This window comes from Azonexus sp. (assembly GCF_049652925.1).
GTDB lineage: Bacteria > Pseudomonadota > Gammaproteobacteria > Burkholderiales > Rhodocyclaceae > Azonexus.
In genome coordinates, this window is sequence record NZ_JBASFI010000017.1 from 140,598 (window position 1) to 160,347 (window position 19,750).

At 54.3% G+C, this 19,750-nt stretch carries 14 protein-coding genes; 1 reads left to right on the plus strand and 13 read right to left on the minus strand.

Annotated features, from left to right (window positions below; all coding sequences use genetic code 11):
- The first annotated feature begins 158 nt into the window (after positions 1 to 158).
- Positions 159 to 848, plus strand: coding sequence for a hypothetical protein (locus WBK19_RS08940; protein ID WP_511288918.1), 690 nt, complete (start codon positions 159 to 161; stop codon positions 846 to 848).
- A gap of 251 nt (positions 849 to 1,099) precedes the next feature.
- Here WBK19_RS08940 and WBK19_RS08945 read toward each other — a convergent pair whose 3' ends face one another.
- The 13 genes from WBK19_RS08945 to dmpG form a co-directional block, all read right to left on the minus strand.
- Entirely contained in the window at positions 1,100 to 4,852 is a 3,753-nt protein-coding gene (locus WBK19_RS08945; protein WP_511288920.1) for a hypothetical protein, read from the minus strand.
- A 395-nt stretch (positions 4,853 to 5,247) separates the two neighbouring features.
- Positions 5,248 to 7,437 (minus strand): putative bifunctional diguanylate cyclase/phosphodiesterase, encoded by a 2,190-nt coding sequence (locus WBK19_RS08950; RefSeq protein ID WP_511288922.1) that lies wholly within the window; start codon positions 7,435 to 7,437, stop codon positions 5,248 to 5,250.
- A 2-nt stretch (positions 7,438 to 7,439) separates the two neighbouring features.
- Positions 7,440 to 8,210, minus strand: coding sequence for an oxygen-binding di-iron domain-containing protein (locus WBK19_RS08955; RefSeq protein ID WP_511288924.1), 771 nt, complete (start codon positions 8,208 to 8,210; stop codon positions 7,440 to 7,442).
- A gap of 68 nt (positions 8,211 to 8,278) precedes the next feature.
- Positions 8,279 to 9,901 (minus strand): methyl-accepting chemotaxis protein, encoded by a 1,623-nt coding sequence (locus WBK19_RS08960; RefSeq protein ID WP_511288926.1) that lies wholly within the window; start codon positions 9,899 to 9,901, stop codon positions 8,279 to 8,281.
- A gap of 281 nt (positions 9,902 to 10,182) precedes the next feature.
- Complete coding sequence (locus tag WBK19_RS08965; protein WP_511288928.1) at positions 10,183 to 10,815, minus strand: response regulator; 633 nt, start codon at positions 10,813 to 10,815, stop codon at positions 10,183 to 10,185.
- Positions 10,812 to 12,371, minus strand: coding sequence for a sensor histidine kinase (locus WBK19_RS08970; protein ID WP_511288930.1), 1,560 nt, complete (start codon positions 12,369 to 12,371; stop codon positions 10,812 to 10,814). The genes WBK19_RS08965 and WBK19_RS08970 overlap by 4 nt, the downstream gene beginning before the upstream one ends.
- Before the next feature lie 465 nt (positions 12,372 to 12,836).
- The gene (locus WBK19_RS08975) at positions 12,837 to 12,953 is read right to left on the minus strand and encodes an H-NS family nucleoid-associated regulatory protein (RefSeq protein WP_511288932.1); all 117 of its coding nucleotides are present in this window, start codon (positions 12,951 to 12,953) and stop codon (positions 12,837 to 12,839) included.
- A 122-nt stretch (positions 12,954 to 13,075) separates the two neighbouring features.
- Positions 13,076 to 13,957 carry an alpha/beta fold hydrolase gene (locus tag WBK19_RS08980; protein ID WP_511288934.1) on the minus strand — a complete coding sequence of 294 codons (882 nt, stop codon included), beginning with the start codon at positions 13,955 to 13,957 and terminating at the stop codon, positions 13,076 to 13,078.
- A gap of 46 nt (positions 13,958 to 14,003) precedes the next feature.
- Positions 14,004 to 15,404: an amidase gene (locus tag WBK19_RS08985; protein WP_511288936.1), complete on the minus strand. Its 1,401-nt coding sequence runs from the start codon at positions 15,402 to 15,404 to the stop codon at positions 14,004 to 14,006.
- 93 nt (positions 15,405 to 15,497) lie between these two features.
- Positions 15,498 to 16,520: an FAD-binding oxidoreductase gene (locus tag WBK19_RS08990; protein ID WP_511288938.1), complete on the minus strand. Its 1,023-nt coding sequence runs from the start codon at positions 16,518 to 16,520 to the stop codon at positions 15,498 to 15,500.
- A gap of 86 nt (positions 16,521 to 16,606) precedes the next feature.
- Positions 16,607 to 17,962 carry an aromatic ring-hydroxylating dioxygenase subunit alpha gene (locus WBK19_RS08995; RefSeq protein WP_511288940.1) on the minus strand — a complete coding sequence of 452 codons (1,356 nt, stop codon included), beginning with the start codon at positions 17,960 to 17,962 and terminating at the stop codon, positions 16,607 to 16,609.
- Between the two features lie 146 nt (positions 17,963 to 18,108).
- Positions 18,109 to 18,861 (minus strand): SDR family NAD(P)-dependent oxidoreductase, encoded by a 753-nt coding sequence (locus tag WBK19_RS09000; RefSeq protein ID WP_511288942.1) that lies wholly within the window; start codon positions 18,859 to 18,861, stop codon positions 18,109 to 18,111.
- Positions 18,858 to 19,750, minus strand: an 893-nt coding sequence (dmpG, locus tag WBK19_RS09005; protein ID WP_511288944.1) for a 4-hydroxy-2-oxovalerate aldolase, incomplete at its 5' end; no start/stop codon positions are given. The genes dmpG and WBK19_RS09000, both read right to left, overlap by 4 nt.

Genomic DNA, 19,750 nt, shown 5'->3' on the forward strand with positions numbered 1-19,750 from the left:
CGTTAATTAGCTCCAAAAGTCGCGACCCCGCACGCGACGCCCCCTACCGCCCTTCGCTCCCTGGAGCATAGAACCCGGCCAATTAGCCCCTTTTGTTGGCCGGGCGCTGCTATGCGAGCGGCACAGCGCCGACACGTTTAAACCGCGTGGAGGTATGCATGCCAAATACAACCATTCCGATCTTATCGATCACCCCTGCACTACCTGCAGCTCACGTCGAAGAACTGCAAAACATACTTTGCACCGTGGCGCACGGAGCTTTCGGCCACCAATCGGATTGTCGGATAGTGCTCACCGATCATGTTAGCCATGCGACGCTCATGATCGAGCACCCATCCAACGCAGAGCCAAGCTTTACGCAGGATGTCGCGATCCGACTCGCTGCAACGATGCTCCAACTGCTCGGATTGCTGGCGAGAGAACTCGGCGTGTTAGTTCGACAAACCAATCGCCCACACTGCCCAATGCTGTCCCTCTCCGGACTGACCTGGCACCGTGTTCGCCTCGGTTTAATCAGGCTAGTTGCGACATTGCAGTCAACGACGTTCCTCGAGTTGGCGTGTCCAAATACCGATCTCCGCCTACTCATCAGAACTGGAAAACCGCTCGGGTATTCAGCTCCAACTCCAGTCTATATGTGCGATGCGGTGATCCAACGACGCCATACGTCGCGTGGCGAGGTAGTCCGTATCCGCTGCGGCCAAAAGCTGATGAGCATTGCAATCCCGCGCAATGTAAGCGCGGCCGTAATTTCCGATGGAGCATTGATTTCCACCACGCCCGTGGTGGGATTAATTATTCGACGTATGCTCGAAATCTCGCCTTGTCAGTTTCGCTTATTCGAGTGAGATATCGACCAGAGTAGTCATGAGACCGGGACTAATAGTTTGCCGATCTGATATGCCGAACAAGCAAACGACCAAATGCCGACTTGTTACCCGTTGCCTGTTGCAGTCATAGACAGTCCATAGTTCGGCCAAAACGGCCATTCGACTGGCTAGCATGTTCTGGCTGCAGTGGGAAGGTTACCGGCCGTTCAACTTCGATCGATGCTGAACGTCAGCGCCTCGGTCGACTGTGGTTTAAGCCACCCCAGTCGTCACCACTTCAGCGCTTCTTCTGCCGCCTCAATGTCAGCACGCTCAGCGTACCTTGTCCAGTTCTCAGCAATCCGCCTGAGCATTGCCGCCGTGCGTGGGAACTTCGGCATGGCATCGGCCCACCGTAGGCACTCAGCGGCCAGCTCACGTTCCTGCGCGCCACCTTCACCGATTGCCTTCGAATAGACGCCGCGCAGGTTAATACGACCGAGGGACAGTCCGCGCTCTAACCGGTCGGATGACAACTTTTCGATGGCCACACGCACTGCCTCATGGGGCCATACGCCATCGCCGGGGTCCGTCGGGGCTCGAGACAGCAACTGACCGACGCGCTGCTCGGCCATCGGCAAACGGTCGGCCTTCGTGGCCAGTTCGCGCACATCCATGCACCACGCGAGGAGCTTCTCTCCATCAATCTTGTCGTCGACTTGCCCAGGAAGCGTATGAAGGCCTTCAAGTAGCTCGTACGCGGAAGTTGCCAGGCGCTGCGAGTCGTCATCAGGTGGCACTACTTCGCCGTGCTCGGGCTTGTAGACGGCGGTTAAGACCTCGACGAAGAGGCCGGGTCTCTCGGCCAAGAGGCGATGAAGCAGGAGTGGCTTTTCATGCCTGCGGAACATGGGCAAGTAAGCGAACTCAAGCTGCGCGATGTCATCCAACGGCACATCGGTCCGGAGCCTCAACTCGTCGAAACCGCGTTCGACGATGTACAGCGGCATGTTGCCGCGGGTGTTCTTGGCGTTGATTTCTGGGATCGCGTTCCTCAGCAACTCCATCAACAGAGTCGTCGGCACGTCCTTGAGTCGCCGGCTTGAGGCGTCCAGCGCTGCGATGAATCGGCCGCGGCGTGTGTATTCGCCTATCGCCTCGAGTAGCTCATCCGCTCTGCCGTCCACGAAGTAGGAGTGCTTGGTACGCCAGTAGGCATTCTCAATGCCTTCACCAAACGTGGCGACGTAAGTCCACGTGCTCTTGCCCTCGGGCAATTTCATCAGCAGCCGGGCCATGAGATCTGGCTCGAGCCCCAGGCTTTGCAATTCGGTACGTACGCGGGATTCCCCATCCTCACCGAAGCGCTGGACGACGTCGGCCAGCACCACGTCAGCAAATGGGACGAGAGCTTCTCCTGCTTGCAGCGCTGAATGCAGCCCCCCCAGCAACTCTTCCTTCTCCAGTTGCAGGGTCTTGCTGGCATACGCGACATGCGATGGAAGCTTCACCTTGCCCGCCAGTTCGACAAGCCCTGCGATACCGCCTGCCGCATAGACCTCTGCAAGAGCTGTCGCACGCGCCGCCTCAATGCTCTCCATTGGATTGTCAGCATTGGCCTCTTTTCCAGGCACATCAGGCATCCAATCGTCGAAGAGCCAGGACACCAGCAGCACCGGGCTCTGCGGCGCATGCTGCATGACGAGTTCGTCGAGGATGACCAGCGGCTCGTCTCGAAGAGCCCAATCCGTTCCCGCGAAAGTCCTGTGCCGGTTTACCTCCTTACGGAGATGGTCCCAAATCTGGAAGGTGCCCTCGTGAGGCGTGGCCAGCACAGCTCGCAACGCATCAACTGTCTCGTGAAACGCTTCCTTCGGACACTGGTGAAGCGCATCGATGAGCGTAGCCCAGCGTGCCGGGTCGTGGCCGACGCGGGCGAGAGCGAGCCTGATGACGGCGATCTGGCTCTGCCACACTAATCCGTAGGTCAGAACCTCGGGCTTCCCATCACCGTACTCACGGAACTTCGGCTTCTGCGTCGGGCTGGAGGAGTCATGCGGTTTTGGAAGCAGCTTGGTCAGCAACTGCCACGCAATGTCGGGAATGGCCTCAACAACATGCGTCAGCACCCCGGCCCGCTGCGCAGCATTCGCGGACGAGTTCGGTGACCACGACAGGAAGATGGCACGCAGGCTATTGATGGGGCGGTTGCTTTCCGAGCCCCCTGGGTCGATAGCAGCCAGGCGAGCCAAGCACATCGCAGCGCGCAGCAGCAGATTTGGGTCCCACGCGATCACCTCCAGTGCCCACAAAACGCCATAGTGGTACGCACGTGATGTAAAGAACCCGTCAAATTCTTCGAAGATGGGTTTGATGCCCGAGGCGTCGCCCTCGAGCATCTGCTCGAGGGCCTCAAGGAAAGGGACGGGGGCAGCCTCCGCAAGAAGAGGCAGCTGGTCTTGCAGGGCGGCTAGCAGCCGGTGATCCTTGGTTAGGCCGGGTAGCGCCCGCACGATACCGTTCACGAAGTCGGTCGGGGTACTACCAGTCACAGTGAATGCGGCCTGCTCATGGAGCACTGCCATGTGTAGCAGGGTCGTCATCAGACCGTCCTTGAGCCATCCGCTGTGCACTGCCTCGCGCTCTTCTCGGGGCCTGAACACTTCTTCGGCCTTCGGCGGCTCGACGACTTGGGAGAACACGGCGATTGCCGCTTCCTTAAACCGCTCCAGATGCTTTGGTCCTAGCAGATGGGCCATGTTCACGAAGGCGTCGACCGATGCACGCATCGACCATACATCACCAACGCGATCTACCGGCGGGTCCTGAAGTCTGGCAAGTCGGCGGAGTGGGGCTTCAACGTTGTCGTAATCGTCGGTCTGCGCCAACGCGCACAACACGTTGGTGTCGGGCTTAGATGGTGCGTGCCAGGCTCCAGCGAGCATCGCCGGTATCAATGGCTCAGCGCTATCAAGCCATTGAGGCTTCGTGGCATTGCCGCTGGGCAGCAGCCGAGCCAAGACGGCAAGGCTCCGGCCACACTTCCGCGCCAGGTCATACCCCTCTTGCTGCTGGAAGCCCATTTCAACAAAGGCATCACCCAGCTGGGAGCTATTCGGGCGGTTGAGCTTGACATGGTCAGGCCGTCGCTCGTCGGCTCCGGCGCTCACAACCGTTGGGCCGCTTTGCACCAACAGACCGGCCAAGCTGCGCGCTTGGCCTCTCAGAAGGAATGAGAGCCCCTTCTTGTTGGCGAGCTGGCGTACTGCGTCCTCGGAGTCAACCACCAACGTCTTGGCCTCGATGAACAACCTCACGGCCGGGTCGGCGCTACGGATTGCGGCGATCGCGAAGGCAACAACCTCGTCAGGCGCGTCGGCCGCGTACAGCAGCTTCCCTGGGCCTTCGCTCAGTTGCTGGATGAGCTGCTTGGCTTGATCCTCGCGTCCGGCCAGCAGAACCTTTTCGACCAGTTGCGGTGCGAATCTCGTGGAGAACTCCTCCCAGAAGTCGGCGGTACTCTGCGCGCCGGAGAGCGGCATCTTCTTGAGGTGATGTTTGGCGTAGCGGGCAGCAACGGGCGGGCAGTCTGCCAACCAGTCTTCGAGCATCGAGCCGTCGATGTACATGACGTTCTTCCACTCGTCGAGCGCGCACTTCTCCTTGATCCAGTCTTCGCGCTTCATGCCCTTGCTGCTGTCCCAGGTTCTGGGCGAAACGAACACGAAGGTGGTGTGCTTTCGCACTTCTGGGTCGATTTGGTCGGTGCGCTTCTTATAGTCACCGTTCGCCTTCGTCGCACCGCCTTCTGTGACGCCGAACTCCCACACTGACTCACCGTCTGGGATGAAGGCGTAGTCGCTTTCAGCATCAAGCACGCCGTCAAAACCACGTACCTGACCCTTGTCTCCGCTGGGGAAGCGGAAGTCGGAGATGTCGGTCAGAGAGGCCCGGATCAAGTCGCCGACCATGCCAGGGAAGTCAACACGGGCGGGAATGGTGTCCGCCCATTGGTCCAGATCGAGTGCGGTAATCCACTTCATTGAGGCAACTTTCGATAGCGTCTAGAAATCGAGGATGATGGGACGACAGCAAGATGCACGGTCACTCATCAACACATTCGCGTGTTTGCTTCTTTTTATCCCTGAAACCATGGCTGTTTTGGGCCGGTAGCGGCCATTCTAGCCCGCGGGCACCAATGGCCGCAAAGGCCGAGGAGTGAGCGTTGGCGAAAACTTTTGATCGGCTGGAGTTCGGCCTTATGTAGAGCTCTACATAAGGCCGAACTCCAGTCAGAAGCGTGCGTTACTCACGATAACCAGCGTTATCGTGGGTAATTTGGGCGATGGGATAGGAAACACAACTCGACAAGTTGTACTCAGGAATCAACGGAAACGCGTTCGTCTAATTTGCCCAAAAATCGGTTGCCTGGAGCGAATTACGGCATCCTTGCGGCAGGGATACCGAGGTGAAACCCTTGTGCATAGTCGACACCCATTTCCTGCAAGGCTAGCAAGATATCCTCTGATTCGACGAACTCCGCAATCGTCAAAATACCGAGCTCCTGACAGAGGCGAGTCAAGTTGCGCACTAGCGTACTATCGATCTTGGATTTGACGATGTTCTTCACAAACGCACCATCGATCTTGACGTAATCAAAGGACAACTCCCGCAGATAGTGGAAAGAGTTGTAGCCACTGCCAAAGTCATCGAGCGCAAACAGGAATCCTTTTTTCCTCAAGTCGCCAAGAAATTTTCTCATGTGAGTCATGTCACTGATGGCATCACGTTCGAGAATTTCAAAGACAATGATGTTCGGCGGAATTTCTAGTTCAGTACAGAGTTGCTCTGCATAGCCAAGAATTCCCCGCCCCTGAATTTCCTGGGCAGATAGATTGATGAACAGGCGGAACGGTGGTTTGTTTTCGTCTAGCTGCACACGCGCAGCAACTAATGCCTGTTCAATGATGGCGCGATCGAGTTCCCGCCCGAGCCCATATTTTTCGATCGTCTCGATGAAGGCGCCAGCGGTCAGTATTTTTCCGTCAGTTTCCTTGATCCGGGCCAGCGTCTCGTATGCAAAAGGTTCGCCTGTCTTGCAGTCAAAGATTGTCTGATAGTAGGGAACGACACGCCCTTCCCGTAACGAGGCACGCAGCGTTTCGGCATAGTCACGGTTCAGTCGGCTGACATGCAGGCGATCTTTTACCGACTCCAGCGTCCCGATCGAATCCTTCCCTAGCTCCTTGGCGCGATAGAGGCCGAGATCAACGCCGGCCATCAAGTCGGAAATGCTCTTCGCGTCGCCCGGATAGCTGACGGCACCAATCGAGGTGGTGATGTGAAAATACTTGCCATCCTCCCCCTCGAAGGTCATCTGCCGCAATTCAGTTCTGAGCTTTTCAGCAACGATCATCGCGCCGTCGATACCAGTCTCAACCAAAATAATCGCGAACTCATCGCCGCCGATGCGAGTTGCCAAATCGCCTTTACGCATGACCGAACGCATGGTCTCTGCGACCTGCCGCAAGACGCTGTCACCACACGGGTGGCCATAGGTGTCATTAACATCCTTGAAGTCGTCCAGATCCAGCATGAGAATGGAAAATTCGTGCTGATGTCGCTCCGAACGGCCTATTTCATAATCAAGAATGTCGTTGAAATATCGCCGGTTATGCAACCCCGTTAACGGGTCGTGCGTCGAGTAGTATTCGAGTTCAGACAGCGTTCGGCTCAGGGCCTTACTCGACCCCACCACCATCACCATCACCGCCAAAATCGAATGGATGACACTGCTTTCCTGAGCGGTCAGGCCATCGGTTGACGCATAGGCGATACCGAGGAGTCCGGCCAGATTGGAGGTATCGAGGTCGGGAACAGGCACCGTTATCATTTGGATATTCTCAATATCCGCATGTGCCCTGCCCTTTTTATGGATGACCTGAAACTCTTCAATATCCAAAGGCACGTCGGCTGGCAGGCTCAGGTGTCCGATCATGTCCCGCGCCAGATTTTCTCTTGCGCGCCTCTTTACCTCTTCCGGGTAGTCGCCCATGTAATAGATATAGAGTGACAGGATGTTGTCTTCGGCAAAGGCAATAAAGAAAACGTCGAACGGAAAGAAGGCATGAAAGCCGAGCAACACCTCTTGGACAAAGGCTTTCCACTGGGTGACTTTTTCGTGGGAGAGAACGATGGTTTCGAGAACCCGGCTTTGCCGTTCGAGAAGATCTTTCTCGATCAAGGTGCCGGCCAGATCCTTGGTCATCCGGTTGAACTCAAGCATGACCTGCTGAAGACCATTCGCATTACGCTGCCACTGTCGCCGTCGCTCTCCGAGCAAAAGATCCAGTGTCCTGTCGAGCCGGCTACAGCGGGCAACCGCCTGCTTGAGGCTGGTCGTGATCTCGTCCCGCTCTGCTTGCTCCAGTTTTGCCGAGGTAACCCGCGCAATGGACTCTTTGAGCCCGGCAAGAAGCTCCGCATGGGTACTCTGGGTTAATTCGGTAACGCTCGCTGCGAAAAGTCGGGTTCTGGTCTGATTCTCGAATAGGGCAGTAAACCGCTCGAGAACCTTTTGCCGCATTTCCGCCTGGCGCTCGGGATGAAGTCGCGCGATGCTCGTCATCCTCAAACCCCCTGCTGGAATCGACCTGCCCCCACCATCAGGTCGACACCACATTCCAGATTTCTGAACCAGTCGAGGAAGGCAGGAACAGCGGCGCCACGATAAACCGGACCATGCTGCGGGGCAATGAAGTCAATGTCCAATTTGGAAACGGCCTCGACCCAGAAACGAGCCGCCCGGTTGGAGCACATGTAACGACGGTGAAAACCTTCGATATAAGGCAAATGGGCTGTCAAGTCGTCCACATAGGGGCAGTCTTCCCCATCCGGCATCATGGCAGCGCCGATATCGCCGGTAAACAAGACCTTGGCGATCGGATCGTAGACATTGATCTGCCCTTCTGAATGCAGGAAATGGGCAGGCACCAATTTCAGATCGAAATCCGGAGCCAATTGGCAGTTCATCCCTTCGTCCGGGACGCCAACAAAGCGCTGCATGGACGAAACCCCATAATGGGGAAGAAAGCGCAACCAGATACTGGACACGTAAACTGGTGCATCAGTGATTTCAAGCCAGGTGGCGATACCGCCGACGATATCCGGATCCTGATGCGAGAGCATGATCGCCTTCAGCTTGTCCGGACTGACATAGTTCAGCAGTTCCGAGAGCACCCGCGGCATGACACCGAAACCGCCTGGATCGAGCAAGACGCCATTGTCCTCATGAACAATCAGATACTGGTTGGAGCGAATACCATCCTCCTCTCCGGGCTCACTCTCATTCAAGAGAATGAATTTGTGAGTCTCGGAGCTGAATATCGGAATGTTTCGCATGATGTTTCCCCTTGGTTTTTCTTTAGTAGGTGGTCCCCCGTGGCCGGGGTGAGCGATTGTTCGCCTCTTCACCTTTTATGAATCTGGAATCCGCTGATCAAGACCTTCAAACCCACTGACGTCTCGAGCAATTCATTGGAATCCAGATTTGCTTGCTGAGCTGCCTGCAGGTTGCCCTCGATCAGTTGTGTAATCCGCTCCATGTTCTGGGCGACCTCTTCGCTAGCTTGGGTTTGTTCGACGGTAGCCGCCGAGATGCTTTGCGCCATCTCGGCTACCTCATCGGCAGCCAGCGTTACGCCATCCAGGCTCTCGGCACTGCTTTGCAGGGAGGTCGTTGTCGCCTCGACTTCCTTGCGGGCCGAGGCCATGGCCTCCACGGCTTCCTGTGTCACGCTCTGAATCTCGGCGATGGTAGCGGCGATATCTCGCGTACTCGTCGAGGTTCGCTCAGCCAGGGTTCTCACCTCGTCGGCGACGACGGCAAAGCCACGCCCCTGCTCACCGGCGCGAGCTGCTTCAATAGCGGCATTCAGCGCCAGAAGATTGGTTTGCCCCGCAATGTCGGTAATCACCTTGGTAATGCTGCCAATCTTGTTAATGGCAGCAGACAGGGTATTAATCGTCGAACTCGACCGCTCCACGGCATCGACGACGCGCGTGGTCATCTGTACCGTTTCCCTGATTCTGGCATTTCCTGATTTGATCAGTTGCTGAGCACGTTGCGCTGCGCTTGTTGTGTCGCTTGCGCTGTTGGCGACTTCGCGAACAGAGACACTGAGCTCTTCGGTGGCGGCAGCCACACTCTTGGCACTGTCAAACTGCAGGGTGGACTGTTCGTTGACTTGCCCCATCTGCGAACTCAAGTTCTGGCAGCGGGTTTCAATTGCGGCGGCAGCGCTGGAGATATCATCAAGCATGGCGAGGAGGTGAACCTGCATTCCGCCCAATTGGCAGAAAAGGAATCCTGTTTCGTCCCTGTTGGAGACATCGACATCGTTGGTCAGATTACCTTCGGCTATCTGGTCAAAAAATTCCGCGACAGTGGAAAGCGGCCGATCGATCTTGATGGAGAGATAGACGCCGACCGAGATTGCGATAAAGGTGGAGATCAAGGCAGCCACCCCGACGAAGAGAACCCTTTCCGATGTCAGTTCGCCAGCGAATGACGCCACGGTGATGCCAGCGGTCAGCGCCGCCATCGCGCCCATGATGGTCCATAACCGGGTACTGAACGAAAAGCGCCCGAGCAAGCCTGGATTTACCGTTGGTAGTTTCGCCTTTTTTTCGCGAACCTGACGGTACAAGCCTTCAACTTCGCTGACCAGTTCCCGGGCGGGTTCGGTACGAACTGACATGTAACCGACCGTCTGGCCATTCTTGCGCACCGGTACAACAAAGGCCTTGACCCAATAGTAGTCGCCATTTTTGCATCGGTTTTTGACGACGCCATGCCACGGCAAGCCACTCTTGACTGTCCGCCACAAATCGGCAAACGCCTCGGGTGGCATGTCCGGGTGGCGCACCATATTGTGCGAGTTGCCGATCAACTCCTGACGGCTAAAACCGCTAATTTCCACGAATGCATCGTTGGCATGCGTGATGACGCCTTTGAGATCAGTTTTGGAAACGAGGTATCGGCCTTTTGGATAGGCGACTTCGTTCTGCGTGACGGGCAGATTTATTTTCACGAGCTTCTCAGTTGGTGCGGTCGCATATTCCCAAATGTGGAATTGCTTAACCTTGCAATTAACTCATGCGGCAAGGTCTTTTGAACGCCTCGTCCACCCCAAGCCAAAGAGCATCTAGCTTAGAGAACAAGATATCCATGATTCATTTTTCTGTATGTCAGATTTTCCTGAATTTATTACGGAATACCCTGATTGACACAGATATGCGTACACGATAAACAGCGACAACTTTTACTCTGTTCAGCAAAAATTATTTGCCTTGCAGAAACAACTGCCTCGAATCAATCGCCTGCCAGGCCGTGACGAATGGCGTAACGCATCAAATCGGCGTTGTTATCGATACTCAGCTTTTCCATCAAGCGCATCTTGTGGGTGCTGACAGTCTTGGGGCTCAGATGAAGCTCTTCGGCGATTTGTCCGAGTGACTGCCCTGCCGAGATTCCCTCCAGAACCTGGCGTTCACGCCCGGAAAGAGCTTGGCGTGGCTGTTCGACGCCACTAGTGGTGTCGAACAGCATGACATCGACCAAGGCCGGGTCCATGAACTTCCCACCGGCGGCAACTCTGCGAATACCAGCGATCAAAATCTCCGGTTCGCTATCCTTGGTCACGTAGCCACAAGCACCTGCCTTGATCGCGCGGGCAACGATCTGTCCTTCGTTGTGCATGGACAGTACCAGTATTGGCAGCGCTGGCGATCGACTCCGAATGCTCTGGATCAGATCAACTCCCTGCACGCCGGGCATCCCCATATCAAGCAATAGCAGGTCAAACTGCCATTCTTCTATACGATCCAGAACCTCCAGGCCCTTCGTCGCTTCGCCAACCACCACGATATCGTCAGTTGTCGCAATGATCTGTCTCAGCCCGCTACGCATGATCGCATGGTCGTCGGCGATAATGATCCTGATCACTCTTTCACCTCCATTGAAAAGGGGAACTCTATCGATACCGTCGTTCCCCGACCTGGCGCACTATCGATCCGCAGCTTTCCGCCCAAGCCAAGAGTCCGCTCTCGCATGCCAAAAAGCCCGAACCCCTGTGACTGGATCACCGCAGTCGGATCAAAACCACATCCATCATCCTGAATCTGCAATTGGAGCTGACCATTGCCAACTATGAGCGCGATAACGACCTCGCTGGCCTTGGCGTGACGCGCGATGTTTGTCAATGACTCCTGAACGACACGAAAAACAACGGTCGCTTGAGTATCGTTCATCGGAATTTCTTCATTTCCCAAGTCAAGACGACAACAAATATCCGAATGCGATTCCAAGTCCTGCGCGAGCCACTCGATGGCCGGAACCAAGCCCAGATCGAGGGCAGACGGCCGTAGGTCACTAGAAATATTGCGGACAACGCTGATGGTACCTTCGGCAAGCCCTCGCATTTCCTCCAGCTTTTCCAGCAATTCGGGGTCTTTGCCAAAACGCAGGCGGAGCAGGGAAATATCCATTTTTAGCGCTGTCAGACGCTGACCAAGTTCATCATGGATTTCATGAGCGATGTATTTCCGCTCTTCTTCGAGAAGGGTTTTTTGATGCCGCGATAACTCTCTTAACAATTGGCGCGACTCGACCAAAGCCAATTCCGTTTGCTTACGTTCAGTGATGTCCTGCAAGGTTCCACGGATTCGTTCCGGCTTTCCTGCTCCATCAACGATGACCTCGCCACGGAGGCAGACGAAGCGTTGACTACCGTCCGTCGGATGGGCTATTTGAAAATCGATGGCAAACATTTTGAGGTCATGCAATGCAACATAGAGCGCATCTTCAAGCAAAGAGCGCTCATCAGGGTGTACCCATGCAAGCACCTCTGGGCAAGTCTTGGGGGTTTGCAACCGATCAATCCCCAAAAGATGGCAAACCTCTTCGGACCACTCAATGGAATCGCCCCCGATATTCCATTCCCAGTCGCCGATTCTGCTAATTCGCTGGGCATTGGCCAGACTGGCCTGGCTGGTCCGCAAACTCTGTTCTATACGCTTGAGGGAATCGATATCGAGCATCTGTCCTACGGTGTAAATGACTGAGCCACTCGTATCCAATATCTGGGATACCACCATGACAGCCCATACCACTCGCCCATCCTTACGTACGTAACGCTTTTCCAGACGAAAAGTCGGCACTTCGCCAGCAAGCAAACGTTGGCGCCCTTGAACATTGGCCTCAAGATCATCGAGAAAGGTTATGTCCTGGTATGACATGCTGAGCAATTCTGATTCAGAGTACCCAACGAATTCGCACATCGCCTGGTTGACCTTGACGTAGCGCCCATCAACGGCTGCCACCGCCATGCCAACGGCAGCGGCGTCGAAGGTGCTTTGAAAAAACTCCTTGCTGATTCGCATTTCTTCCTTGGCACGACGAATTTTCCTGACCATAAATATCGCTCCGCCAAGAATGACTGCAGCGATAGACAAAACTGACACAAAAAAAGTCTGAAAATCAATATTCAAATTTGAATTCATGTAACGAATAGCCTCTACAAACAACCAGTCAAGCCGTACTTGAGTACGATTTTTTTCTACTGAACACACTCTGCCCCAACCATATTTAGCAGCTAGTTGCTAAGTGACATCACACCCTGAACTTAGCACATGAACCACATTCACAGATCAATAGGGGTCTGCCTTGGCACTTGGCAACGCTTAGGATGGCCAACCATTGTTCATAGGTTTGGTATTAGCGCTAATAAGCCACAAAACAGCGTTTCAGACGATTGGATCGAGAGGATAGTCATGGCTCATCCCGTTATCGTGGCTGATTACCTCGGTCGTAATCTACAGCGCAGAAAACCCGAATTCGCCCAACAATAAAAAACGCCCGGTGGAGTGCACCGGGCGCATATTCTCGCTCACCGAGGACCGCCGAGGACCGGTAAGCCTTACTGTCGTTCTGTCAGCATATGACAAGACTGTGACCACCGACACCTATCACGCGGCTAGCTGTTCGATCGTGCCGCCATTCGCCAAAAAGGCAACGCCCCACTTCGGCTGGCGACCGCGACCGGTCCAAGCAAACGAGGCATCAGTCGGATGCTTGTACTTCACTGCAACAGGCGCACGCTCTTTCTTAGCAGGCGCCTCAGGTCAACACGTCATCCATTTTATTTTTAAAAGCAAAATAAAAAAGCCGCCCAAAGGCGGCCAAAGTACCTACGAGGAACCTTTCCCTATTGCTTGAGGAAATCGAGAACCATGCGATTAAACTTGTCGGCATGCTCCCACTGAGCCCAGTGACCACAACGGTTGAAGATGTGCATCTCGGCATTGGGCATTCCCCAAATCAGACGCAGGCCGACATCAAGCGGCACAAAACGATCATCGCGCCCCCAAATAACAAGCGTTGGCGCGGTCACTTCGCCAAGTCGCGGACCACAATCGGGGAACTGCTTTGGATTTGCAGCGACACTCTTAACAAAATTATCGAGGTGCTCTCGCCGCGCTAACATGTTATCTAAACGGGCTTGATAGAGATCTTCAGTCAAGCTACTGGAATCGAAAACGAAGACAGCCATCATTTTCTTCAGATTCTCAATACTTGGGTCGCGATACAGCGCCTGAATCAGCTTGATCCCCTCAGTAGGCATTGGCACGAACTGGCTGGGACCGCCGGTACCCCCCCCCATCAATACCAACTTCCCAACTCGACTAGGATTAGACAGGGCAAAAGCCACGGCACTGTGTCCCCCCATAGAGTTGCCGATGATGTGAGCCTTGTTTACCTCAAGGACATCAAGCAGCCCCTTTAGTGAGCGAGCATTGAGATCTGAGCGCGACCCAGTGCACACAATCGGATCGCTCTTACTCCAACCAGGGCAATCCATCAGAATGACTCGGTAGCCAGAAGCAACTAGCGGCTCGATATTCCGATTGAAGTTAGCCCAACCACTTGCACCTGGGCCTGACCCGTGCAGCATGACCACAACTTCAGAACCACAGCCGAAATCGTTGTAATGCAACTTAAGGCTTACATCGCCCTCCTGAATGCAAGCAAATTTGGAGGAGGCAGATTCACTCAGCCTTACCGGATTTTCGACTTCATTTATCGGCATACAGTTTCTAGTCCTTGAAAATTTTGGTGACCGTGAAAGCGCTGGATCAATGTATTTTGGGATGCCTCTTATGCCAATCGGTCACGGTCTGAAAGGCCATTCCCGCTCTGCAGAGGAGTGCCTCTTGGCCATGGGAGGCGACAAACTGAAAAGCCACCGGCAGTCCGTTTTCCGTAAAGCCACACGGCAGCGTAATCGCGGGATGTCCACTTGAATTAATAGGTGCAGTGAACTGAATTAACCTGCTATTTGCTTCAGGGTCATCTGCTAGCGCACCTAGTTGATCGTAAGTTGGCGCCGCATAAGGCTGGACAGGAAGAATCAACAAATCGACGCTCTGCATCAACATGTTCAACTTGCCCTTAAATGCAGCCCGATTCAGCAATACACGCTGATATTCCATAGCACTTGTAGCGCGTCCGATCTCTATCAGACGAGATAACGCTGGACCATACTCTGCAGCTAGTCTTGGGAATGTATTGGAATGCGCAACCGCAACCTCGACGCCACAGTTTGTTTCCCACTCATTAACCACTGCTCTCGCATCAGGAAAGCTGACATCGATGAACTGACCGCCCAGACCAGAGACAACTCGAATCGCTCTATCAAGTGCACTAGTAATAACCGGATCTGTGCCGCGCTCATTCCAGGCTCTATCAATGCCAATCTTTAGCCCACGAAAGTCTGTAGCCGTACTCGGCAAATCGATTTTCTTTTCTGGTAACGTGGTCGGATCCAGAGGGTCGTAGCCAGCCATGGCCCCCAACAACAACGAAGCATCAGAGGCAGATCGCGCCATCGAGCCGACGTGATCCATGCTTGCTGCCAACTCAAATACACCATGCCTGCTCACTCTTCCCCATGTTGGCTTGATTCCGGTGAGTCCGTTAGCCGCGGAGGGAAAGCGAATGGACCCTCCTGTATCAGTACCTACCGCGGCATAACAAAGCCCTGCGGCAGTAGCCACCCCAGATCCACTGGAAGAGGCACCTGACCAATGATTTACCCCCCAAGGGTTTAAGGGAGTTGGTATGCTCGGATGGTGCATAGCGAAGGCCCCCTCAGTCAATTGCAATTTCCCCAAGATGACTGCACCTGCAGCACGCAAACGTTTTACAACGGTCGCATCCTCAACAGGAACGAAATCCCGAAAGACCGTTGTTCCAGCTGCAGTCGAATGGCCAGCAACCCAGCACAGGTCCTTGATCCCAATTGGTACGCCGCACAGAGGGCCAACAGCCCCCCCTTTTAATATGTCGCGTTCAGCCTCCCGAGCTTGAGTAAGCGCATATTCGGGAAACACGCTTGCATAAGCGTGTAGTTTTGGATCGAGTTCTTCAATACGCGCCAAGATAGCCTCGGTAACCTCCACCGGCGATAACTCACGCTGGCGAATGCACTGAGCGAGTTCTGTCACTTCCAAATACTGCAATTCAGATATCGACATTCTGTCCCTGCCCATCCGTTGCTTATCCTGCCAAGCAACCCTTTGCAAAAATATTCCCGCTTATCAATCCACAAACTCGATCTGAGGATTTTTTCAACTAGACGGAGTGAATTGCTCGGCAAATATATTTTCGTGACGGACGCCAAGCTCCTGAAGGCGTTGATAGGCCGCCTCAATCATCGGCTGAGGCCCACAGATATATGCCACGGTATTTGGGTCTTTTACATCACCATCAAGCAACGCGCCAACTGGATTTCCTTGCAACAACTTGCCTGTCGCCCCCTTATCAACTGAGATTCGGCAGGTCATGTTAGGTAACCAGTGTTTTCGTAACTCAATATCCTCCATACAGAACAGAGAATCTGGTGTAGCACATCCAAAGCTCAAGAGAATTGGTGGCTTCTTTCCGGAAGCTTTCTGAATGGAATCGATCATTGACATTACCGGCGCTAGCCCTGTCCCTCCGGCAATCATGATATGTGGAGCCTTTACCTTCTCTCTTAGGAAGAAGCTGCCAAACGGCCCTTCAAGTTCCAACACCGCATCACGAGCAGCCTCACTTCGAAGATAATTCGACATCGCGCCATCGGGCAACAAACGAATCAACAAGATAATCTTTGGTAGGTCGGCTGACGTACTGGCCGGTGAGTAGCTGCGCATCACACCTAGCCCTGGCACCTTAATCTGAACAAATTGCCCAGGACTGAAGTCGAGCCAGTCACCATCTGCCAATTCCAGAGTCAGTCGTACAACGTTGTGAGCGACCAATTCGATATCGTCTATGAAGGCTCGAACCTTGCTCACTTGCTGTAAGCCGGCATTGCTATCGTAGTTCAGCGTAAAGGTGCAGTCGCTCTCCGGCTCAGCGAGGCATAGCAGGCGCTGGCCAGCCTCGAATTCGCTACGTAACAGTGTCGAACTCGAACCGGAGCGCATCTTTGCACTTCCCTCGGTCAGGGTGGCCATACAGCACGAACAACTACCCGAACGACACTGATGGATCAAGTTCAGGCCGGATGCTAAGGCGGCATCAAGTACGCTCTCTCCATCATTGACTGTAAGGGATTTGTTCACACCGTCACTAAATTGCAATGTGACATTTTTATTGTTTGACATGTTTACCTCTATTGGAGAACTGCTAGCCCCTTGCGGCCGCTGCCTAACAAATGCACCGACTACGAGGGGCTCACTATCACCTGCACTCAGCCTTTGAACGTATTGATATCCTCGATTTTGTCGACGAAGTACGATGGTTCCTTGCCTTGAGCTGCTTTCTTGAATCGAATACTGCTCGACTTGATTGAGCCATCGACACCCCGGCCAGGTTTGGCGATTCCTCGATTCCATCGCGAGGCCAATTTTCGCCAAGTAATAGGCGAAACGTCAGTAGACACCAACTGCTCGTCATCCCAACCTGAACCGTCCCCGTAGAAGTCCTGCATAGCCTCACGGGCATGCAAGTCGCAATCATTGAAGCCGTGCAAGCAGAGAGGCTTAAACAGATGCTCGAAACGGTATCCAAAGTCTTTCCGTTCCTTCTCGGTGTTGCACACACGAACCAAAACCTCCCAGTACTCATAGGTGTCGTCGGTGATAGGTACATAGAATTCGTACTGAACGATATGCTCCTCAGGCCAGTTTTCTACCATCAAGACGCCTGGCAGGAAAACCGAAGTACGATAGAAACGCCCGTTGACGTTCTCCACCTTCATGTTGAGGAGCTTGTTCTCAAGGATTGGCTGCCACTTATCGGTGAACAGCCACTGCATCATGCCCTTTGGACCATCTTCTTCCTCGATCAAGTCAATGCAGTCGTCGGAGGTCGGAACGATGCCCAGTGGCAGAATCCAATCCTTTGCATGAACGATGGCATTGTCTTTGTGAACCAAGATGTGGGCATTGTCGAAACCGTTTTCGCAAGCAATTCGCCAATTAGCAAAACCTGTCCGATGCATACCGTGCACGACTGCATTCTTGTCCAGGATGCTTGGAGTATCCGGCCACAGTGGGTGCGGGAAGCGCTCGTTATTTTCCGGAAAGCGGATAGGCAAATCATGCGACAGGGGCGGCACGTCCGCATCAGGATAATCATCCTCACGAACGAAGACGAAGATCATGCCAGCGACCTCTTCCACCGCGTAGGTGGTAATACCAGTTGTACCAATGAGGTGGTCGTCTGGATTGGCAACGATCGTCGACAACTTCCCATCGTCAAGATTGAAGGTAAATCCATGGTACCAACAGGTGATAGTGTCTTCCGTCAGACACATCGGCTTGGCCGACAGCCGAACACCCCGGTGCAAACATTGGTCCTTTAATGCATACACCTTGCCTTTCGAGCGGCGAAGAACAATCGGAACACCACAAATTTGAATTCCTTCGACACCGTCTTCTGGCAATTCATGGCTAAAAAGTGCTGGATACCAGTGGTTGATGAATCCCCACGCCGCGTCCTTATACGGTTGGTACTGACTTTGCAGTTTGGTGTCGTTAACTCGATTCGGGCCCTTTTGGCCAGAAGCGGCTGTGCGACGGCGAACAACAGAATCATCACTCATTTAATGCCTCCTAAATAATTTGAACTATCACATGGTCAGTTGAATTGGAGATACAAATCCAGCAACTTAAATATAGCATATTTCAATTGACCACCAATTGAATTTCAATTGGTTTTAAATAAATATATTACCTAATACTCCAAAGGTCAGGCCGCTACCATGCCGCCGTCTACCGATAAGCAAGTACCGGTCACATAGCGGGACTCGTCCGATAGAAGCCACATCACCGATGCCACCACCTCCTCAGGGCTACCAATTCGCCGCATTGGCACTCCGCCGTCGTACATGTGATCGTCGCCACCGGTAACTCGGTCAAGACTGGGGGTTTTAATTGGACCGGGACACACCGCATTGATCCTGATTCCACGATCTGCGTAGTCCAGCGCAGCAGCCCTCGTAAGGCCGACGACTCCATGCTTGCTAGCAACGTAGTAAGCAAGTTTCGGCATTGCTTTCAGACCAAAAATGGAACTGGTATTCACAATTGAGCCTTTTCCGCTCGGTAGGAGCGACGCAATTTCGTACTTCATCAGATAGCAGATGCCCTTGAGGTTGGTATCGATCACCTCAGAAAAATCATCATCGGGAGTTTCATGAAGATCAAGGAAATCGCGTTGTGTTCCGGCATTGTTAAAGGCACCGTGGAGACCACCGAACTCTCTGACTGCCAGGTCTACAAGTGCCTTGCAATCATCGGCTTTGGCAACATTAGTTTGACGAAAAAGCGCTCGACCACCAGCCATCACAACTTGGTGGGCAACATCCTCGCCACTCTCAATACTGCGATTGCCAATCACTATCTGTGCACCTGCACGGCCTAGCACCTGGCAAGCGACACGGCCAATACCGCTACCGCCCCCGGATATGACAAACACCCGACCCGAGAAATCATATTTCATGCCATCAGTCCTCGTTCGCGCGCCATGCTCATGGCAGTGTCTTCAATCATGTCCTCCTGGCCGCCAACCATGCCGCGACGGCCCAGTTCGACCAGAATGTCGCGGGCCGGTACGCCGTATTTGACGGAAGCGCGCTTGGCGAACAACAGGAAGGAGCCATAGACGCCGGCATAGCCGAGGGTCAATGCATCGCGGTCGATGCGAATCGGGAAGTCCATCATCGGCACGACGAGGTCTTCGGCGACGTCGGTAATCTTCGCGACATCAACACCGGTTTCGATGCCCATCAGGCTGCACACGGCGATCAGCACTTCCATCGGTGTGTTGCCGGCCCCGGCGCCGAGACCAGCCGCAGCGGCATCGACGCGGTTGGCCCCGACTTCGATGGCGGCGATCGAGTTGGCGACGCCCATGGCCAGGTTGTGGTGGCCGTGGAAGCCGAGTTCGGTTTCCGGCTTCAATGCAGCACGCACGGCCGACAGGCGTTCCTTGACGCCTTCCGGCAACAGGTGACCGGCCGAATCGGTGACGTAGATACAGTTGGCGCCGTAGCCTTCCATGAGCTTGGCTTGCTTGACCAGGCCTTCGGCGCTGTTCATGTGGGCCATCATGAGGAAGCCAACGGTATCCATGTCCAGCTTGCGGGCCATGGTGATGTGTTGCTCGGAGACGTCGGCTTCAGTACAGTGGGTGGCAACACGGATGGTGTTGACGCCGAGGTCGCGCGCCATCTTGAGGTGGTCGACGGTGCCGATGCCGGGCAGCAGCAGGGCCGAGACCTTGGCGTTCTTCATCCTGGGGATGACGGCGCCGAGGTATTCCTCGTCGGTGTGGGCCGGGAAGCCGTAGTTGACCGAGGAACCACCGAGGCCGTCGCCGTGGGTAACTT